The sequence below is a fragment of the Acetobacter papayae genome (genome assembly GCF_047721125.1).
GTDB lineage: Bacteria > Pseudomonadota > Alphaproteobacteria > Acetobacterales > Acetobacteraceae > Acetobacter > Acetobacter papayae.
On the sequence record NZ_JBDNWF010000002.1, the window covers coordinates 14,936 to 33,549 of the forward strand.

The window sequence follows — 18,614 nt, forward strand, 5'->3', positions numbered from 1 at the left end:
AAACGCATCAGGCATGCCCGGGGGACTTGTTATTGCGGCTCCGGCTTCAGGTTCGGGCAAAACCACCCTGACCCTCGGCCTGCTGGAAGCATATCGCGCACAGGGGCTGGATGTCCGTGCCTTTAAAAACGGCCCGGATTATATCGACCCCGCTTTCCACGCCGCGGCATCAGGGCGGCCATCCTTCAATCTGGATAGCTGGGCGATGGATGCGCGGCATATGGCTGGACTGGTCAGCACAGCCCGCGATGCAGAGTTGATTATTGCTGAAGGCTCCATGGGGCTGTTTGATGGCGTGGCCTCTCCCGGTGCGTGCAGCAATGGTGCCAGTGCCGATATGGCGGCCATGATGGGCTGGCCGGTGGTGCTGGTGCTTGATGTTTCCGGTCAGGCGCAGTCCGCCGCCGCCGTGGCCAAGGGCTTTGCTACTTTCAGGCCTGATGTGCGGCTTGCAGGTGTGATTCTGAACCGGGTTGCCAGCCCCCGGCATGAAGCTCTGGCCCGTGTTGGTATGGAACAGGCGGGTATTGAGGTGCTGGGTTCCCTACCCCGCCAGACCGATGTAACCCTGCCGGAGCGGCACCTCGGGCTGGTGCAGGCGGGAGAGCACGAACATCTGCAGGCGACATTGTCAGCCCTTGCGGCCTTTATCGGTAGCCATGTTAGGCTGGAGCGTTTGCGCCAGCTTGCTTCAGGCGCAGTGTCTTGCGGGCCATTACCTTTTATTGCCCCACCGGGACAGCGCATAGCATTGGCGCAGGATCGGGCGTTTTCCTTCATGTACCCTCATCTTCTCGAACAATGGCGACAGGCTGGGGCCGAAATTCTGCCTTTCTCCCCTCTGGCGGATGAGGCTCCGTCTCCTTCGGCTGATCTGTGCTGGCTCCCCGGCGGTTATCCCGAGTTGCATGCGGGTGTGCTGGCTAATGCCGGGCACTTCCAGCAAGGGTTGCGACACTTCGCCCGCACGCGTCCCGTGCATGGCGAGTGTGGTGGTTATATGGTCATGGGGGAAACGCTGACCGATGCGGATGGGGTTACGCATCGCATGGCGGGCCTTCTGGGGTTACAGACCTCCTTTGCCAAGCGGCGCATGCATCTGGGCTATAGGCTGGCGACACTAAGCAGCCCAATGGCGGGCCGTGAGGCTGGCCAGCGCTTGCGGGGGCATGAGTTCCACTATGCCACCATAACGGCACAGCCGGATGAGCCTCTGGCCCATGTGGTGGATGCGAATGGTGCTGCTGTGCCAGAAACAGGTTCGCGCAGAGAAAACGCCACCGGCACGTTTTTCCACTTTATCGCGGATGCCACATGAACGGCGTATTACCACCCCTTACGGACCACGAAGGGCATGAGATGCTCACGCTCTCACTGATCGGCATTGGTACGGGCAATCCGGAGCACCTGACTCTGGCCGCCATACGTGAAATCAATGCCGCTGATCTGATCCTTATTCCCCGAAAAGGAAAAGCAAAGGCTGATTTGGCCATCTTACGCGAAACGCTGTGCAGGGATGTGCTGACTAACCCGAAAACGCGTATCGTGTCGTTTGATATGCCGGTGCGGGATGCTGCCGACCCCGATTATCTGAGGGGTGTTGAGGACTGGCATGACGCCATAGCCGCTGTCTGGACGCGTGAGATTGCTGAGCATCTGCCAAAAGGTGGCCGGGTTGCGCTACTGGTCTGGGGCGACCCGGCTCTGTATGACAGCACGCTCAGAATTGCGGCTCGTCTGCTGCCGCCTGAGCGTATCCGCAGTATTCCCGGCATTATGTCGATTAATGCCCTTACGGCGGCTCATACAATTGCCCTGAATGAAATCGGGGCCGCTTTCATGGTGACGACGGGGCGGCATCTGCGTGAAAAGGGCTGGCCGGACGGCGTTGATACACTCGTTATTCTGCTCGATGGGGAATGTTCTTTTACCCATATCGACCCTGAAGGCGTGCAGATTTACTGGGGGGCGTATGTTGGTATGCCCGAGCAGATTCTCCGTGCCGGTGCATTATCAGACATGGCTGATGAAATTATACACACTCGTGCCAAAGCTCGTAAACAGCATGGCTGGATCATGGATATTTATCTTCTGCGCCGGACTATTATGCCGCATGGTGGAAAGGCTGCTCCATAAAACGGGAACGGTGCCTAGTTTTGTTTCCTTTTTATGAAAAAGCAGTAGAAATTTAAAAAGCAAAATACCTTTCGCAGAAAAATGCTAAGCTCTGGTGAGGTATTTTTATGAAAGGATTATCATGCCCACCGTAAGAACAGTATTTCTACCTTATTGCATAGAAATTAATGATGATGGCACGTTCCATATCCTAAACAGGTATTATGCGCCGATTGGGTTACAGAAGCGCGGGCATGTCAGTAAATACAAGATAGAAGGTCTGACGGAAAACAACCTGATTTCCATGGGGCTGGTTCGATCCAACTCGGAACATCATGTGTATTTCTTTTACGCGGACTGCACGACGCCCACGACATCTCCTGAAAACTGGAAGCGTTATTCCGAAATCATGGAAGAATTTGCAAAATACGAAATTCTGGATGTCATAGAACACTAGCGCAAAAAACATGGGCCGCAGACGTTCAGTGCGTCTGCGGCCCATATCTATTCATGCAGGCTGTTTTTTTTCAGCTCTGCGTTTCCAGTTCAGGGTTGAGGCGATAACCGCCGCCTTCCGTCACCAGCAGCGAGGCATGAGCCGGATCGGGTTCGATTTTCTGGCGCAGACGGTAGATATGCGTCTCAAGCGTATGGGTGGTTACGGCGGCGTTGTAGCCCCAAACCTCGTTCAGTAGAACCTGACGCGGCACGGGACGTGTGCCCGCACGGTACAGAAACTTGAGAATGGCGGTTTCTTTTTCCGTCAGGCGGATACGACGGTTCTTGACCGTATCCTGCAAAAGCTTGGCGGAGGGCCTGAACGTATAAGGCCCGATCGAGAAAACTGCGTCTTCACTGTTTTCGAACAGCCTGAGCTGGGCGCGCAGGCGTGCCAGCAGTTCGGCAATACGGAAAGGCTTGGCCACGTAATCATTCGCGCCAGCATCCAGACCACGGACAATATCTGCCTCATCGTCAGAGCCGGTCAGCATGATCACCGGCATACGCAGGCCTTCCTTGCGGATTTCTGCGCAGAAATCTCGGCCATCTCCGTCAGGCAGGCTGACATCGAGCAGCAGCGCATCGCACCGTGCATCAGGGCCTTTTATTTTTTCGCGCGCTTCCGCCAGTGTTGCGGCTTCAATAACCTGAAATTCACCGTCAAGCTGCAACTGTTCCGACAATGTTTTGCGGATAACCTGATCATCATCAACAACCAAAATGGGGCGCGCACCCGTCATGGGGTCCATCTCCTTGTCTCAAGCCTACATCGCGGCTGTCTGACATATTCTACGTTCAATATCCGAATCGCTTCGGTTTCTGTTAGTCCGCATGATACGTCAATACCCCCAGAAAGCCATAAACGGGGGCAAGATTGGTAATGATGATACATATCTATGCCGGAGCAGATAGCCTGAGCGATGCACGACTGCATTGCGGAAACAATATCATGAAGGCCTGCATTGGACAAAACGGCATAAGCGAACGTAAGCACGAAGGCGACCTGTGCACCCCAACCGGCGTTTACCCCCTGCGCAGGGTTTTTTACCGCGCAGACCGCATTGCCCGGCCCGTTACCACCCTGCCCCTCTCACCCATAGCGCCAACGGATGGCTGGTGCGATGACCCTACCTCCGCCGATTATAACAGGCTTGTTACCTTGCCCCACCCTGCCCGGCATGAACGTCTGTGGCGGGATGACCATGTTTATGATCTGCTGGTCGTTATCGGGTATAATGATGAACCCGCGCACCCCGGTGCGGGCTCAGCCATTTTCATGCACCTGCAGCGCCCTGACCGGGCACCGACGGAAGGCTGCGTGGCGCTGAGTGAAAGTGACCTGCGCATTGTTCTGGCGGCAAAAGCGCAGGCTATCACCATTCACCCCCGAGGCGTTTAAGCCTGCGGGGTGGCCGCTGTGTCCTGCTCGGGAATGCGTTCCATAACAGCCCCAAAGAAACCATCGGTTTCATCGCGCGCGGGTGTCAGGCTGATCATGCTTTCATGCCGCAGGGCTTCGGGGAGGTCTGGAGCCTCTGATGGCACAAGCCTGAAATCAGGATGCCGGGCCAGAAACGCACTGACCTGATCCGCATTTTCGGCTTTCAGCAGCGAGCAGGTCGCGTAAATCATGCGCCCGCCTGGCCGCACAAGCGCTGCTGCCCTGTCCATGATGCCAGCCTGCTTGACCAGCAACTCGGCCAGATCGGTTTCCGTGGTGCGGAAACGTGCATCGGGGTTACGCCGCCATGTGCCTGTGCCGCTGCACGGCGCATCAACCAGAACCCGGTCAAACGACTTGGCTCGGCGCTTGGCCCATTTGTCCCCCGCACCCAGCAGGTGCCGTTCCACATTATGCACGCCTGCGCGGCGCAGGCGGCGCACAGCTCCGTCAAGCCGGGGCTCGGACACATCGCACGCCACGATATGCCCGCGATTATTCATCATCATCGCCATGGCTAGTGTTTTACCACCAGCTCCGGCACAGTAATCCAGCACCCGCATTTCCGGTCCGGCGGCTGTCATGGCCGCAACAAGCTGGCTGCCTTCGTCCTGTATTTCCACCCGGCCATCACGAAACGGCGCACTGGCCGTAACCGGCAGACGCCCTTCAAGGCGCAGTCCCCAGGGGGAATGCGGTGTCAGTTCCGCATGCAGGCCTTCCCGTGCGAGCGCCTTGCGGGCTTCGGCACGATCTGCGAGCAATGTGTTCACCCGCAGGTCCAGCGGTGCTTCCCCTGAAAGAGCTTTGACTTCGGTCTCAAGAGCCGGGCCAAAGGTTTCCTCCAACCGGGGTAGCAGCCAGTCAGGCAGTTCCAGACGCACCGCGCGTGCCATGTCCGGGTTGTCCAGTGGCTTGTCCTGCATGGCAATAAAGCCATCCCACTCGTGCCGTTCCAGCACGCCGGTGGCGTAACGGCCCTCGGCATACAGGTTGGCTACGGCTGATACGGCCATGCCGTCGAGCACCAGACGTGCCCCGCACAGCAGACGGGCCGAAACCGGCAGGTTCTGCTTTTGCAGCCACCAGCCCAGCCTGCGCCAGCCGCGCATGACATCCCAGACAAGCCCGGATATGGCTCGCCTGTCCCCTCCGCCAATATAGCGTCGTTCCCGAAAAAAACTGTTGGCTACGGCATCCGCTGGTTTACGCGGGGCGGCTTCCATGGCCGCCAGCAGGTCAATGCTGGCGGCGAGCCTGGCGGAAGGTGTCATGTTAGGCTGTCAGTCCTGACGGTAGTTGGGGGCTTCACGCGTGATGGACACGTCGTGCACATGGCTTTCACGCAGGCCCGCTCCGGTAATGCGGCGGAAACGTGCACGGGTTTGCAGGTCGGTGATCTGTCGCGAACCCGTATAGCCCATGCCTGCCTTGAGGCCGCCAACGAGCTGGTGAATGACCGCCGCCATGCTGCCCTTGTAAGGCACGCGCCCTTCAATACCTTCGGGCACGAGCTTGAGGGCATCCTTGACTTCCTGCTGGAAGTAGCGGTCCGCCGAACCACGGGCCATGGCGCCCAGACTGCCCATGCCACGGTAAGACTTGTAGGAGCGGCCCTGATACAGGAACACTTCGCCCGGCGCTTCATCCGTGCCAGCCAGAAGAGAGCCGATCATCACCACATCGGCCCCGGCCCCAATGGCCTTGACCAGATCGCCCGATGTGCGGACACCGCCATCTGCAATGCACGGCACATCGAGTTCGCGGCAGGCCTGAGACGTTTCCAGAACGGCGGAGAACTGCGGCACACCTACACCGGCCACAATGCGTGTGGTGCAGATGGAGCCCGGTCCGATGCCGATTTTCACACAATCCGCGCCGGCTGCAATCAGTGCCTGAGCGGCTTCTGGCGTTGCGACATTACCGGCCACGATCTGCACAGAGGAATCGAACGCCTTGAGGCGTTCCACAGCCTTGAGCACACCTGCCGAATGACCATGCGCCGTATCGACAACAAGCACATCCACCCCGGCCTCAACCAGCAGGCGGGCACGATTGAACCCGTCATCGCCAACACCCGTTGCCGCAGCGCAGCGCAGGCGACCCATGGCGTCCTTGATGGCCAGCGGGTGGGCTACGGCCTTGTCCATGTCCTTGACTGTCATCAGGCCAATGCAGCGGCCTGCATCATCAACAACCAGCAGTTTTTCAATTCTGTGTTTGTGCAGGATCTGGCGGGCGGTGTCGGCATCGACACTGTTGCGCACGGTTACCAGATTATCGCGCGTCATCAGTTCAGACACGCGCTGGTTGAGGTCTACCGCAAAACGCACGTCACGGTTGGTCAGAATGCCAACCAGTCGCTGCGAGCCCGGTTCCACAACCGGCAGGCCGCTAATGCCATGGTGCTGCATGATCGCACGGACTTCGGCCAGTGTCTGGTCAGGGCCGACAGTCACGGGGTTGACCACCATGCCGGATTCAAAACGCTTGACCCGGCGAACCTGCTCCGCCTGTTCTTCAGAGGTCAGGTTTTTGTGAATAACCCCAAGGCCGCCCTGCTGGGCCATGGCGATGGCCATCTGGTCTTCCGTCACGGTGTCCATGGCGGAGGAAATCAGGGGGATATTGAGTTCGATGGAGCGTGTCAGGCGCGTGCGCACCTCGGTCTGTCCGGGCACGACATCGGAAGCGTCGGGTACGACGAGCACATCGTCAAACGCCAGAGCTTCTAGAACACGGCTGTAGGGGGAAGAAGTCATGCAACGGGCACCCTTGCTGAAAAACAACGAGGCAGGCCAACCCGCTGACGAAACAGCGCCGCAGGTCACCCGACCATTGGCGCTTCCTCTTATGACTTTGGCCGCATAAACGCAAGCGTTGTGCGCAGTATTAACTCAGGTTTTTACACCAGTATCCGCAGAACAGGCTGCAAACCACGGAATCATGCGGGCCAGCGCCTCCTGCACCAGTGCGGTAGAGGCCGCGAAACTGAAACGGATGAAGTGCCTGCCCTCTACCGGATCGAAATCGATACCGGGGGCACAGGCTACCCCGGTATCAAGCAGAAGCTGGCGGCAGAAAGCCAGACTGTCATCCGTCAGGTGTCGGATGTCGGCGTAAATATAAAACGCGCCATCGGGTGGAGCGATACGGTTGAGGCCCAGAGCGGGTAAAGCTTCAAGAAACAGGTCACGGTTGCGCCGATAGGTTGCGACATGAGACTGTAGCTCGGCATCGCAGTCAAAGGCGGCCAGCGCGGCATGCTGGCTCAGGGCTGAGGGCGGCAGAAACAGGTTGCCCATGCGGGCCCGTGCTGCGTCCACCATATGCTCAGGCACAACCAGCCAGCCCAGACGCCACGGAGCCATAGAGAAATATTTTGAAAAACTGTTGACCACCAGAGCCTCTGGCGCAAACTCCAGCATGCTCTTGGCTGGTTTGTCGTAACTGAGTCCGTGGTAGATTTCATCGGAAATCAGCACCATACCGCGCTGGTTACAGAGTTCAGCAATGTCGCGTAGCGTGTGAGGCTCCAGAATGGTGCCCGTAGGGTTGGCAGGGCTGGCCACGATTACACCGGCCGGTGCAGGGTCAAGCGCTTTGATGGCCTGCGCTGTCAGCCCAAAGCGTGTTTCTGGCCCACAGGGGATTTCCTGCACCCCGACATGCAGGGCGCGCAGGGTGTTGCGATAGGCCACATAGCCGGGGCGCGCTAGAGCCACGGACTGACCCGGCACAAAACTGCTGGAAATGGCCAGCACCAGCGCGGCCGATGCTCCGCAGGTCAGAATGATTCGTTCTGGCGCAACCGTGACGCGATAATGCTGGGCGTAATGGGCGGCGATACGCTGCCTGAGCGCCTCGCTTTCCCAATACCCCATGGGGTCGGTGTCTAGCACATGATGCGCACGCTCAATGGCGGCCTTCGGCGCAGGCGTGGAAGGCTGGCCGAATTCAAGGTGGATAACGCTGCGCCCCTGTGATTCGAGCTGATGCGCCAGTGCGCTGATGGCAATGGCATGAAACGGATCAATGGCAGGAACAGACATGACCAACCCAAAAAACTGTCAAAGCCTGTTCTTATAAAGAAGATCGGCAGACTGACCAGTATTTTTGAGGGGTTTTCAGTCCGGAAGCTGGCTCAGGAAAGCTCCACCCGAACCGTGCGGCACTCAGCATGACGAATCACGACCGGCCGAGCCAGCGCTTTTCTGCGGCCTGTTACCATCAGGGGTTTTTCCGCCTGTCCGTCCCATACGCGCAGCAGGGTGGAGCGCCACCGCTCGCGCACGGCTTCTCTCCAGCATTCCTGAGATACTGAAACGGTCTGTCCTGAAGCCTGCTGCGCTTTCATGGCCTTGCCTTTCTATTATCTTGTTGCAAGCAAGCGCACTTTACCTACTGCCAGCCCGATCCGGGGTGATAGTTTTATGAAAAGCCCTATGGAACGTTTTTGTCTGCGGAGTTGTCAAAACAGGCGGCTACCTCCATCCTGCTCTTTGCAATGACAGCCTTTAACGTCGGGATTGATGAATACGTCCTCCACCCAGTCCGAACGCCTTGCTGCAACAGGGCCATGGAAAACGGCCCTGAAGGGGCTGGCCCGTGACCATGCGGCCCGGCTTGCAGGGCTTGGCCTATTCCTGATTATTCTGGCTTGCCTTATGGCGCCGCTTTACGCATCGCACATCGCACATACGGACCCGTTTCGTGCCAATGTCGCAGGTAGTATCATGCTGGATGGGCGTGAGGTTGATCTCATGCAACCCAATGACAACCCGCTGCATCTGGGGCTCAGTCCCATAGGCCCCACATGGCAGGCGCGTTACCTGCTGGGTGCGGATAGTCAGGGCCGGGATATTGCAGCGCGCCTGCTCTATGGCGGGCGCAATTCTCTGCTGATTGCCTCGGCCTCTGCGGTGCTCTGTCTAGCGCTGGCTACGGTTATCGGTATTGCTGCCGGGTTTCTGGGGGGCGTGACAGATGCCGTGCTCTCCCGGCTGATGGATATTATGTGGGCTGTGCCCGTTTATCTTTTTGCCATATGCCTTTCCATCGTCACCATCACCACGGGGCTGCATCTGGGGCCGTTTACACTTGAAGGGAACAGCCTTCTTGTGCCTGTCATGATTATTGCGCTGGTTTATGTGCCGTATGCCGCGCGCCCCGTACGTGCGCGGGTCATGAGCCTGAAAACCGCTGAATTTGTTACCGCCGCACGCTGCCTTGGTGTGCCGCGCTGGCGGATTGTGCTGGTGGATATCTTACCCAATATCAGCGACACACTGGTGGTGCTCGCCCCACTTGTGATGGCCATGGCCCTTTTGACGGAAAGTGCCTTGTCGTTTCTGTCTATCGGTGTGCAGGCTCCGGCTTCCTCATGGGGTACCATGATTCAGGATGGTGAGGGCTTGATCTATACGCGCCCGATGGTCGCTATGGCACCGGGGGTGGCTATAGCCTCTGTGGTGTTGTGCCTGAATATTCTGGGGGATTCCTTTCGGGACTGTCTTGACCCCCGTGGCACGCGAGGGGAGCCATAAGCCAGACCATGCTCCGTGCACTCATCTCCCGGCTGGCGCAGACCCTGCTTGTTCTGTTCGGTATTTCGGCCATGGTGTTTGGCGTTTTTTTCGCCACACCGGGCATGGACCCAACGGCCCGTATCGCCGGGCGGGGGGCTTCTCCTCAGGTTATGGAGACAATCCGCAAGGAATATGGTTTCGACCGCTCCCTGCCCGTTCAGTATGGGATCATGATGAAGAAGCTCTTCATCACCCGTGATTTGGCCTCCTATGCCAATCGTGGGGAACGGGTGGTGCCGGAAATTCTTCAGGCGGCTCCGGTCACGGCTTCTCTGGTCTGTGGTGCTGCATTAATCTGGGTTTTGACCTCGCTTCTGGCTGGCACGCTGGCTGCTGCCATGAAGGGGCGCGCGGTTGATCGGGTGATTATGGCACTCGGTATGGTCGGGATTTCCATTCCGGTTTTCTGGTTGGGGGAAGTCATGAACATGCTCACACAAAGCCGCTACCATGACAGGTGGTGGTTTGCGTGGGTGCCCCCACCCGGCTACGTCCCTCTTGTTCAGAGCCCTTCGGGGTGGTTTTTATCCCTTGTCATTCCGTGGTGCGTGCTGGCATTGGCCTTCACGGGCATATATAGCCGCGTTCTGCGGGCGGACCTGATTACCCTTTCGCATGAGGATTTTATCCGAACCGCCCGGGCCAAGGGCCTCTCACCCGCCCGTATCATGCTGCGGCATAGTCTGCGTATGGCGCTGATTGGCTATACGGCATTGTTCGGTATGGATTTTGCCCAGCTTGTCGGTGGTGGTGCGCTCATGACCGAGGTAGTGTTCGGCCTGCCGGGTGTCGGCCATCTGACCTATCAGGCGCTCAGCAATATGGATCTGCCGTTGATTATGGCGACCGTTATGTATTCGGCAGCTTTCGTGGTTATTGCCAATGCGCTGGTGGATATTCTGCACATGGTGCTTGACCCGCGTATCCGCCCAAGTCGTTAGCGACCTACTCCGACGCGGTAAAGTCTGCGCTTAATACACAGCGCCATGAGCCTGCTTTTCCTGTGTGGCGCGGATAACCGTATGAATAAAGGCCAGTTTTGCCCTGACACCCTGTGTCAGCACGAAGGGATAAAAATCCGGCAGGCCCATGGAGCGGTTGAGTGCATTGACCACAGAAGTCAGTGGCACCCATGCGTTGATGATCTCGTCAAACGACATCTGTGTGTAAGGATCGCCCGCATGGACTGACAGTGCTGCCCCGCCTATATCGGCACTGACCGACACATCGTAAGACAGCGCCGTTTCCAGTGTTGAGACAATGTGGAAGTAATGCGCCCATGTCTCGGCGAAATCTTCCCACGGATGCGAGGTGGCGTACAGGCTGACGAAGGATTTTCGCCAGTTATCGGGCTCTACCCGGTGATAATAGGCGGCAAGCGCGGCCTGATAATCCTGACGGTCATCCCCGAATATCGCGCGGCATTCTTCCAGCCAGTCCCCATCGCGGATCAGCAGCCCCCAGTAGTAATGCCCGATTTCGTGCCTGAAATGCCCTAGCAGGGTGCGGTAATATTCGCCCAGTTCAACCCGCATGCCCTCGCGGTAGGCGTCATCCGCCTCCTTGGTGGCAATGGTAATGACGCCGTTTGCATGGCCGGTCATGATTGAGGTGGAATTATCCGGCGGGTCATCCAGAAAATCGAAGGCAAGTCCTGTCTCTGGCCTTTCCTTGCGCGTATGCACAGGTAGGTTCAGGCGCAGGATTGTGTAAAACAGCCTGTGCTTTGCGACTTCCAGCCTGTGCCAGCGCTCCAGATTGCCCGGTCTGTCCAGATTGGGGATGATCCTGTTGAACTGGCAGGCAAAACAGAAAACCGTATCGGATACGTTTGCGGGTAACAGCCAGTTACAGACATTAGGGGCGTGATTGATGCAGAAATGCCGCTCAATGGGTTGGCCATCCACGGCAGCGGCCTGCCTATCTAGCGGAAGCCACCCACCATTCGGGCCGGGTTGCAGTGCAGAGAGCCGGGCAGTTTCCTGCACAAAGCCAAGTGTGGCACCACAACGTTCGCAGGCTGTATTTTCAAAAAACAGCAACTGCCCGCAGGACTGGCAGGAAAATTTTTTCATGAAAACAGACGCTGCACCTGCATGGAGACATCAAAACAGGATTCACATCGATCCAGCAGGCCAGAAATAGGGGCGGCTCCTTCAGGCTCAGCGGCTACGGCAAGGGGGATATGCCCTTCCCCTGCCAGCCTGCCGGAAGTCGTATCAAACCCAAGCCATCCATGGCCCGGTAAAAGAATTTGTGCCCAGGCATGCAGGTCTCCGTTCAGGACTTCCTCCTCTCCCGGCCCATACAGGCTTTGCACCAGATACCCCGAAACAAAGCGGGCCGTGTATCCCATATGTCGCGCCAGCAGCACCATAAGCCACGCACTATCGCGGCAGGAGCCGCAGTTTCTGGCCAGAACATCCTCTGCTGAAAGCACGCCCGGCTCCATACGGCGTTCATAACGCACGCGCCGGGCAATCGCTTCATTGAGGCGGATAAACTTCTGGGCAGGATCATCAGGTAACCCGGCGAGCAATCCGTTGATGAAGCTTGTCGCTTCCTCACCCAGCTCTGGCTGGTGTCTGCAGGCCGGGTCATCACCCTGTTGGGCGGGAACTTCTTCGCTGGTCAGGCGTAAGGGGTCATAGGCTGTCATGTCAGCCACGAGGCTGACCTCGACATTGAAATGGGTTACTTTTTCTTTGAAGTGGATACTCGCTGTTTCGTTGCCGTTGTTATCCTGCCCCCAGCCGAGTATCCCCCCGGCAGGCTCGACCTTGAGCGTATAAGAAAGCACAGGGGTGCGGCAGTCCTTCATCGGGCGCAAGCGGACGGTCTGCGGCCCCATGGTAACCGGCCTGTCGTAACGGTAACACGTCCGGTGTACCAGCGTAATCTGGGAACTCATCAGAAAGCGGCCTATTCTTTCGCCTCGTATGGCGGCCCGGCCCTAGGGCCCGCCGGTCATGAACCATTGATTTCAAGCACAAAACCATATCAGCATCAAAAGCGCGCGCAAGCGTTACTGAACGTCGGACAAATAAAAAAAGTCTTTTGTTTTTTCCTCTTGGCAAAGGCGGGAATTCCTGCTCCCGTCAGTAACAGATCGCAACAATCTGGCGTGGCCCTTTTCCTGATCCGGGCACCCGACGCCAGACCGTTCACACGGGAGGCCTCATGAGTAGTGCCAAGCCGCATACTCTGTCCGAAACAACCCCAGCCGGCCTGCTGGATGGATATCAGGTTCCCGAGTTCTTCTGCGAACTCATGAACCGTAAAGGCCCCATGCCAGAGGCTCTTAACCGTGTGCGTAGCAGGCTTGCAGCCATGGACGTGGCGGAACTGCGCAAACGTACGGCCTCGGCCGAGGCTCAGCTTTACAGCATGGGCATAACCTTTACCGTTTATTCCAACCGCGAGGCCATAGACCGTATCCTGCCGTTTGATGCCATCCCGCGTATCATGACAGCGCAGGAATGGTCACATATCGAACGTGGCGTCCAGCAGCGCATTCAGGCACTTAATCTCTTCCTGCATGACATCTATCATGACCGGAAAGTCATTCAGGATGGCATTATCCCCGCCGAACTGGTGCTGAACAACCCGAATTACTGCGAGGCCATGGTGGGCTTCAAGGTACCTGGCGGTGTTTATGTTCATGTCAACGGAACCGATCTCATTAGGGATATGGACGGGCGCTTTCTTATTCTTGAAGACAATGCCCGCACGCCCTCCGGCGTTTCCTATGTTATTGAAAACCGCCACATGATGCTTCGGCTCATGCCGGACCTGGCATCCGGCCTGCCTGTCCGCTCGGTTGAGGAATACGGCCCCCGCCTGCACCAGACCCTGTGTGAAGTCGCACCCGAAGGGGTGATGAACCCGCAGGTAGTGCTGCTTTCCCCCGGTATCTACAATTCCGCCTATTTCGAACATGTTTTCCTTTCGCGCGAGATGGGCGTGCCCCTTGTTGAAGGGCGAGACCTGTTTGTGGAAAACCACAGGGTGTACATGCGAACCACTATGGGGCCCAAACCGGTTCATTCCATTTACCGTCGCCTCAATGATGAATTTCTTGATCCCCTTGCCTTTAACCCGGACAGCCTGCTGGGGGTGCCGGGGCTGATCGATGCCTACCGGCGTGGCAACGTGACACTAGCTAATGCCCTTGGCACCGGCGTTGCGGACGACAAGGCGGTTTATGCCTACATGCCGCGCATCATCCGTTATTATCTGGGCGAAGAGCCTATTTTGGACAGTGTTGAAACCCATATCTGTGCGGAAGAGGAAGGTCTGGCCTATACGCTGACCAATCTCGACAAGCTGGTTGTCAAACCGGTTGGGGAATCAGGTGGGTATGGTCTGTTGATCGGCCCGCAGGCCAGCAAGGCAGAACTGGATGAATTCCGCCAGAAACTGCAGAAGGACCCATCTAATTATATCAGCCAGCCGGTTATCGGCCTGTCCGTAACCCCCACCCTCTGCCCTGATGGTGTGGAAGCCCGCCATGTCGACCTGCGACCCTTCGCCCTGACAGGGCGATCGGTCTGGGTTCTGCCCGGTGGGTTGTCACGCGTGGCCCTGCGCAAGGGCTCGCTTGTCGTCAACTCTTCTCAGGGTGGTGGGTCAAAAGATACATGGGTCATGGCATCATGATGGAACTGGCGCATTTTCCCCTTCTGTCGCGTTATGCGGAATGCATGATGTGGCTCGCCCGCTACATGGAGCGGATGGAAAATCTGGCCCGACTGCTGGAGGTGACTGAAACCTTCGTGCGGGATGCCGAGGGGCAGACAGCGTGGGATTCCATCGTCAGCATCAATTCGGATGAAAACCTGTTCAGCCGTCTTCACCCGGATGGTACCAGTGCGGATGCCGTGCCCTTTTACGTGACGGAAATCGGAAACCCCGGCTCAATCCGTTCCATGGCACATGCCATCCGTGAAAATGCCCGCGCTGTTCGCCCTCTGGTTTCCACTGAGTTATGGACGCACCTCAACGTCTTTACCCGCTGGCTGCTGGAACTGGACGAAACATCCGTGCAAACCAGCAGCCTTTCGGGTCTGTGTGGGCGCATACGGCAGGAATGCCAGACCCATTACGGCATTGCGGAAGGCACGCTTTACCGCGATCAGGCGTGGCTATTCTACCGGCTTGGTAAGCATCTGGAAGGTTGTGACCAGATTACACGTTTGGTGGACATCCGCTACCACATGCTGCTGCCACAGGGTGAAGTGCCGGGTTCAGCCATTGATATTACGCAGTGGACATCCGTGTTGCGCTCTGCCGCAGCGCATCACTCCTTCCGACGCCTGCGGCCAGTAACGGTTACGCCGGCGAATATCGTTGGCTTTCTGCTCAAGAACGAGGGCTTTCCCCGGTCCCTGTCTTCCAACCTGCGGCAGATTGATGATGTGTTGAGCTTGCTGGCTAATCATGCCGGACTGTATGGGTTATGCGCTCCGTTGCAGGAATGCTTGGACGAACTGCGCACCACGCTGAGCGACCAGACAGCCGGAGATATCATCCTGCGAGGCCTGCATGATTACATGAGCTGGATTCAGACCCGGCTGGCCAGTACGCAAAACGCCATTGCTGATACCTTCTGGCCCAGTGTCCCAACCGCGGTCACTCAGGTGGCGCTACAGGTTCAGGAATAACCTTTTTCCCAAACCATTTCTGAGCGGTTCAACGACAAAATGCCCCGGTCTTTCGGCCGGGGCATTTTGCATGAGCTATGTAAAAGTCTGATGTCAGCCAGAAACCTTCTACAAAAAATTGATACCACAAAGTAAATATTATTCAAATAAAAACTTTAAGGTTATCAGTATAAAGTTACCGGCATAGCGTTATGGAAAAAGTTTCCTGCAAACCGCCCATGCGGTAAGGTAGAATGTCAGGTAAAGAAATGGAATAAAAAGGATAATACCTTCAAGATCTCCCAACATGTCACACCTCCCCTTCTGGAGTATTGTCAGTCTGGGAATCAAACAGGATGGCTCCTGCCCCGGCTATCAGAACGATCATGACCGTTCCGACAACCCACGCAAAATACCACGGCCCCTGATCTCCGACGAAAACCGCAAACAGCAGTGCCACGACAAGAACCAGACCCAGACCTGCAATCCGTAAAAGCGTCGTCATTGCGGTTCCTCCTTCAGTAACTATGCGTGTCATTGACAATGGTTTCCGTGCGTACCTTGCCCCCCATGATGTAGTAACACCACGCGGTATAGGACAGGATAAGAGGCACGAAGATCAGCGCTACAACCAGCATGCAGGTAAGCCCGTACTGGCTGGCCGAACTGTTCCAGATTGTCAGGCTCTGGTCTGGGTTGGTGGTGGACGGCATAAAGAACGGAAACATGGCTCCAGCCACGGTGCCGATTGTGCCAATCCATGAACCAAGGCCCGTCCACCATGCCAGATACGGCCGGTTGGCCCGCACGCAGGCAGCCCCCGCCAGCATGGAGAAAATCCCCAGCACAGGCAGCAGCCACAGCACAGGGTGGGCCGCATAGTTATGCAACCACGCTCCGGCTTCCATACTCACATGCTGCCCACGCATCGGGTTGGAGGGCATGCCGGGCTGGCCTTCCAGCAGAACAAACCCCCGCAGGCTCCGCACCCATACGCCACCGACTACAAACAGTGCCACCGCTATTAATGCGCCTGTCTGGGCATAACGCCGGGCACGGGCATAGATCGGGTTTTCAGAGCGCATCATCAGCATGACACCGCCCTGAAAAACGCTCAGGCTTACCGCCATCAGGCCGCATAGAATGGCAAAGGGGTTAAGCAGGTAGCTGAAAAAGGAGCTGTCCTGAAAATACTGCCCGCTCCATGCAAAGTGATAGCCGACACCTTGAAGGATGTTACCGAACGCCGCGCCATATACGAACATGGGCAGAAAACCGGAAACCAGAAAAGCCCAGTCCCAGCTCGCGCGCCATAGCCGCGCATCAACCTTGGAGCGGTATTCGAAAGCCACAGGGCGCAGGATCATGCTGAACAACAGCAGGATCATTACCACATAAAACACGGAAAAGGATGTGGCGTAGAGCGTTGGAAAGGCAGCAAAAATCGCGCCACCACCCAGAATGAACCACACCTGATTGCCGTCCCAATGCGGACCGATGATGTTGAGCGCGGTGCGGCGTTCGGCATCATTACGCCCGACAAAACGCAGGAGCGTTCCAACCCCCATATCCATGCCGACCATAAGCCCAAGCCCGATCAGCAGGATGCACAGCAGGCCAGCCCAGATGAGTTTGAGAACTGTATAAATATCCATGATACTTCTTCTTTCCCCAACCATGCGGCGGATTGAAGGTTCCGCCGCGCGTGTTGCTGCTCCCGCTTAATGCGCGATAACCGAGAGCGAGGGTGTGCTGCTTTCCGGGTCATGCGCGCCATGACTTTCCGGGCCAAGCCGTGCGAACTTGAACATCAGGTAAAGTTCCGCCGCGATGAAAATGCTGTAGAGCACGGTAAAACCGGCCAGAGAGAACAGCATGTAGCCCACGCCATGCGACGAAGCGGACATGAAGGTCGGCAGTTTTTCAAACACGGTCCATGGCTGGCGGCCTGCTTCAGCCGTAATCCAGCCGAATTCGGTTGCAAGCACCGGTAGGGGAATGGACCACAGGCACAGCTTGAGAAACAGGGGGTAGCGTTCGAGTTGTTTCTTCAGGCTCAGATAGGCCGCCACTGCAAAGATCACAAAGAAATACAGCGACAGGAATACCATGATCCGGAAGGCCCAGAACGTTACGAAAACGTTGGGCAGGATATCGGGCTTAGTCTGTTCCACCACGCGGTGCAGCTCTTCGGCTGACATGCCCGAAACATCCTGATTGGGTGCATGGCGGGTTGCCAGAAAACCATAACCCATGTCGCTTTCATGCGCCTGAAATTCAGCCAGATCCTCGGCCAGATGGCTTTCACCATAGCGTTTGAGGGCAGCAACGGCTGTAATCCCGGATTCAATGCGGGGGCCTGCCTGCTCTTGCAGTTCACGCATGCCGGTAATGGGCGTGTTGAAACTATGGGTGATCAGCGGAGTAAGAACGTAAGGCACCCCAATTTCGAAATAGCTTTCCTGCTTGGCGTCATCCGGCAGGGCAGCAAGTATCCAAGGCTCATATGGCGGCTTGCTAGTGTGCCATAGCCCTTCGATAGCCGCGATTTTCGTGGGCTGATGTTCATAATCCATCCGGCCCAGAACATCGCCAAGGGTAATGACTGCTACCGTGGAGATAATGCCGAAAATGGCCGCCATGCGGAAAGAGCGCGCGGCAAACTGCCTGTGCTCACGCCGCAGCAGGTAAAAGGCGCTGATTCCCATGACAAAAAGCGACGCCGTGACATAGCCCGCAACCGATGTGTGCACGAACTTGGCCTGAGAGTCCGGGTTGAACACGACCCGCACGAAACTGTCGAAAGTCATCCGCATGGTTTCGGGGTCAAAATGCGCGCCGTCTGGCACATTCATGCTGGCATTGGCCACCAGGATCCACAAGGCCGACAGGTTGGAACCCAGTGCCACAAGATAGGTCACAGCCAGATGCGCCTGACGGCTCAGCCTGTCCCACCCGAAGAACATGATCCCCACGAAGGTGGATTCCATGAAGAAAGCCATCAGGCCTTCGATTGCCAGAGGGGTGCCGAACATGTCACCAAAAAAGCGCGAATACATAGACCAGTTGGTGCCGAACTCGAACTCCATGGTTAGGCCAGTGGCCACACCCAGAGCAAAGTTGATACCAAATAGTTTGCCCCAGAACATGACCATGTCTTTGTAAATCTGCTTGCCGGTGACGACATAGACCGTCTCCATCGCGGCTAGCATGAAGGTCAGCCCCAGTGTCAGAGGTACAAACATGAAGTGGTAGAGAGCCGTAAGCGCAAACTGGAAGCGCGAAAGGTCAACCACGGAGGGGTTTATCAAATCCATTTTTCAAGAC

Annotated in this window: 18 protein-coding genes; 8 read left to right on the forward strand and 10 right to left on the reverse strand. The window is 57.0% G+C overall.

Annotated elements, in window-relative coordinates; translation table 11 throughout:
* Positions 1-13: 13 nt before the first annotated feature.
* From ABF757_RS00925 to ABF757_RS00935, 3 genes are all read left to right on the forward strand, one after another.
* The gene (locus ABF757_RS00925; protein WP_415480535.1) at positions 14-1,318 is read left to right on the forward strand and encodes a cobyrinate a,c-diamide synthase; all 1,305 of its coding nucleotides are present in this window, start codon (positions 14-16) and stop codon (positions 1,316-1,318) included.
* Entirely contained in the window at positions 1,315-2,136 is an 822-nt protein-coding gene (cobF, locus tag ABF757_RS00930; RefSeq protein ID WP_415480536.1) for a precorrin-6A synthase (deacetylating), read from the forward strand. Before ABF757_RS00925 ends, cobF begins: the two co-directional genes overlap by 4 nt.
* Before the next feature lie 283 nt (positions 2,137-2,419).
* A complete protein-coding gene (locus ABF757_RS00935) occupies positions 2,420-2,572 on the forward strand; it encodes a hypothetical protein (protein WP_415480537.1) in 153 nt (50 codons plus the stop codon).
* Positions 2,573-2,642: 70 nt separating this feature from the next.
* On the opposite strand, the gene ABF757_RS00940 is transcribed toward ABF757_RS00935, so the two are convergent.
* Entirely contained in the window at positions 2,643-3,356 is a 714-nt protein-coding gene (locus tag ABF757_RS00940; protein ID WP_025859969.1) for a response regulator transcription factor, read from the reverse strand.
* Between the two features lie 140 nt (positions 3,357-3,496).
* Between ABF757_RS00940 and ABF757_RS00945 the strand changes: the two genes are divergently transcribed.
* Positions 3,497-4,015 carry a L,D-transpeptidase family protein gene (locus ABF757_RS00945; protein ID WP_415480538.1) on the forward strand — a complete coding sequence of 173 codons (519 nt, stop codon included), beginning with the start codon at positions 3,497-3,499 and terminating at the stop codon, positions 4,013-4,015.
* Here the strand turns inward: ABF757_RS00945 and ABF757_RS00950 are convergent.
* From ABF757_RS00950 to ABF757_RS00965, 4 genes are all read right to left on the reverse strand, one after another.
* The gene (locus ABF757_RS00950; protein WP_415480539.1) at positions 4,012-5,331 is read right to left on the reverse strand and encodes an RsmB/NOP family class I SAM-dependent RNA methyltransferase; all 1,320 of its coding nucleotides are present in this window, start codon (positions 5,329-5,331) and stop codon (positions 4,012-4,014) included. The two genes, ABF757_RS00945 and ABF757_RS00950, sit on opposite strands and share 4 nt — an antisense overlap.
* 9 nt (positions 5,332-5,340) lie before the next feature.
* Positions 5,341-6,819: an IMP dehydrogenase gene (guaB, locus tag ABF757_RS00955; RefSeq protein ID WP_415480540.1), complete on the reverse strand. Its 1,479-nt coding sequence runs from the start codon at positions 6,817-6,819 to the stop codon at positions 5,341-5,343.
* Between the two features lie 135 nt (positions 6,820-6,954).
* Positions 6,955-8,109: a pyridoxal phosphate-dependent aminotransferase gene (locus ABF757_RS00960; RefSeq protein WP_415480541.1), complete on the reverse strand. Its 1,155-nt coding sequence runs from the start codon at positions 8,107-8,109 to the stop codon at positions 6,955-6,957.
* Positions 8,110-8,201: 92 nt separating this feature from the next.
* Positions 8,202-8,414 carry a hypothetical protein gene (locus ABF757_RS00965; protein WP_025859970.1) on the reverse strand — a complete coding sequence of 71 codons (213 nt, stop codon included), beginning with the start codon at positions 8,412-8,414 and terminating at the stop codon, positions 8,202-8,204.
* Positions 8,415-8,589: 175 nt separating this feature from the next.
* Between ABF757_RS00965 and ABF757_RS00970 the strand changes: the two genes are divergently transcribed.
* Together ABF757_RS00970 and ABF757_RS00975 are read left to right on the forward strand one after the other, a co-directional pair.
* Positions 8,590-9,603 (forward strand): ABC transporter permease, encoded by a 1,014-nt coding sequence (locus ABF757_RS00970; RefSeq protein ID WP_415480542.1) that lies wholly within the window; start codon positions 8,590-8,592, stop codon positions 9,601-9,603.
* An 8-nt stretch (positions 9,604-9,611) separates the two neighbouring features.
* Positions 9,612-10,586: an ABC transporter permease gene (locus ABF757_RS00975; RefSeq protein WP_415480543.1), complete on the forward strand. Its 975-nt coding sequence runs from the start codon at positions 9,612-9,614 to the stop codon at positions 10,584-10,586.
* Between the two features lie 30 nt (positions 10,587-10,616).
* Here the strand turns inward: ABF757_RS00975 and ABF757_RS00980 are convergent, their stop codons facing one another.
* Positions 10,617-11,720, reverse strand: a complete 1,104-nt coding sequence (locus ABF757_RS00980) for a zinc-binding metallopeptidase family protein (protein WP_415480544.1) — start codon at positions 11,718-11,720, stop codon at positions 10,617-10,619.
* Positions 11,717-12,556: a transglutaminase family protein gene (locus tag ABF757_RS00985; protein WP_415480545.1), complete on the reverse strand. Its 840-nt coding sequence runs from the start codon at positions 12,554-12,556 to the stop codon at positions 11,717-11,719. Before ABF757_RS00985 ends, ABF757_RS00980 begins: the two co-directional genes overlap by 4 nt.
* 269 nt (positions 12,557-12,825) lie before the next feature.
* Here ABF757_RS00985 and ABF757_RS00990 point away from each other — a divergent pair, with 269 nt between their 5' ends.
* Together ABF757_RS00990 and ABF757_RS00995 are read left to right on the forward strand one after the other, a co-directional pair.
* On the forward strand, positions 12,826-14,304 hold the full coding sequence (locus ABF757_RS00990; protein WP_415480546.1) for a circularly permuted type 2 ATP-grasp protein: 1,479 nt from the start codon (positions 12,826-12,828) through the stop codon (positions 14,302-14,304).
* Positions 14,286-15,308: an alpha-E domain-containing protein gene (locus ABF757_RS00995; protein WP_415480547.1), complete on the forward strand. Its 1,023-nt coding sequence runs from the start codon at positions 14,286-14,288 to the stop codon at positions 15,306-15,308. Before ABF757_RS00990 ends, ABF757_RS00995 begins: the two co-directional genes overlap by 19 nt.
* A 289-nt stretch (positions 15,309-15,597) precedes the next feature.
* Here ABF757_RS00995 and ABF757_RS01000 read toward each other — a convergent pair whose 3' ends face one another.
* The 3 genes from ABF757_RS01000 to ABF757_RS01010 form a co-directional block, all read right to left on the reverse strand.
* Positions 15,598-15,792: a hypothetical protein gene (locus ABF757_RS01000; RefSeq protein WP_415480548.1), complete on the reverse strand. Its 195-nt coding sequence runs from the start codon at positions 15,790-15,792 to the stop codon at positions 15,598-15,600.
* Between the two features lie 13 nt (positions 15,793-15,805).
* Complete coding sequence (cydB, locus tag ABF757_RS01005; RefSeq protein WP_415480549.1) at positions 15,806-16,942, reverse strand: cytochrome d ubiquinol oxidase subunit II; 1,137 nt, start codon at positions 16,940-16,942, stop codon at positions 15,806-15,808.
* A gap of 66 nt (positions 16,943-17,008) precedes the next feature.
* On the reverse strand, positions 17,009-18,604 hold the full coding sequence (locus ABF757_RS01010) for a cytochrome ubiquinol oxidase subunit I (RefSeq protein ID WP_025859976.1): 1,596 nt from the start codon (positions 18,602-18,604) through the stop codon (positions 17,009-17,011).
* Between the last annotated feature and the right edge of the window lie 10 nt (positions 18,605-18,614).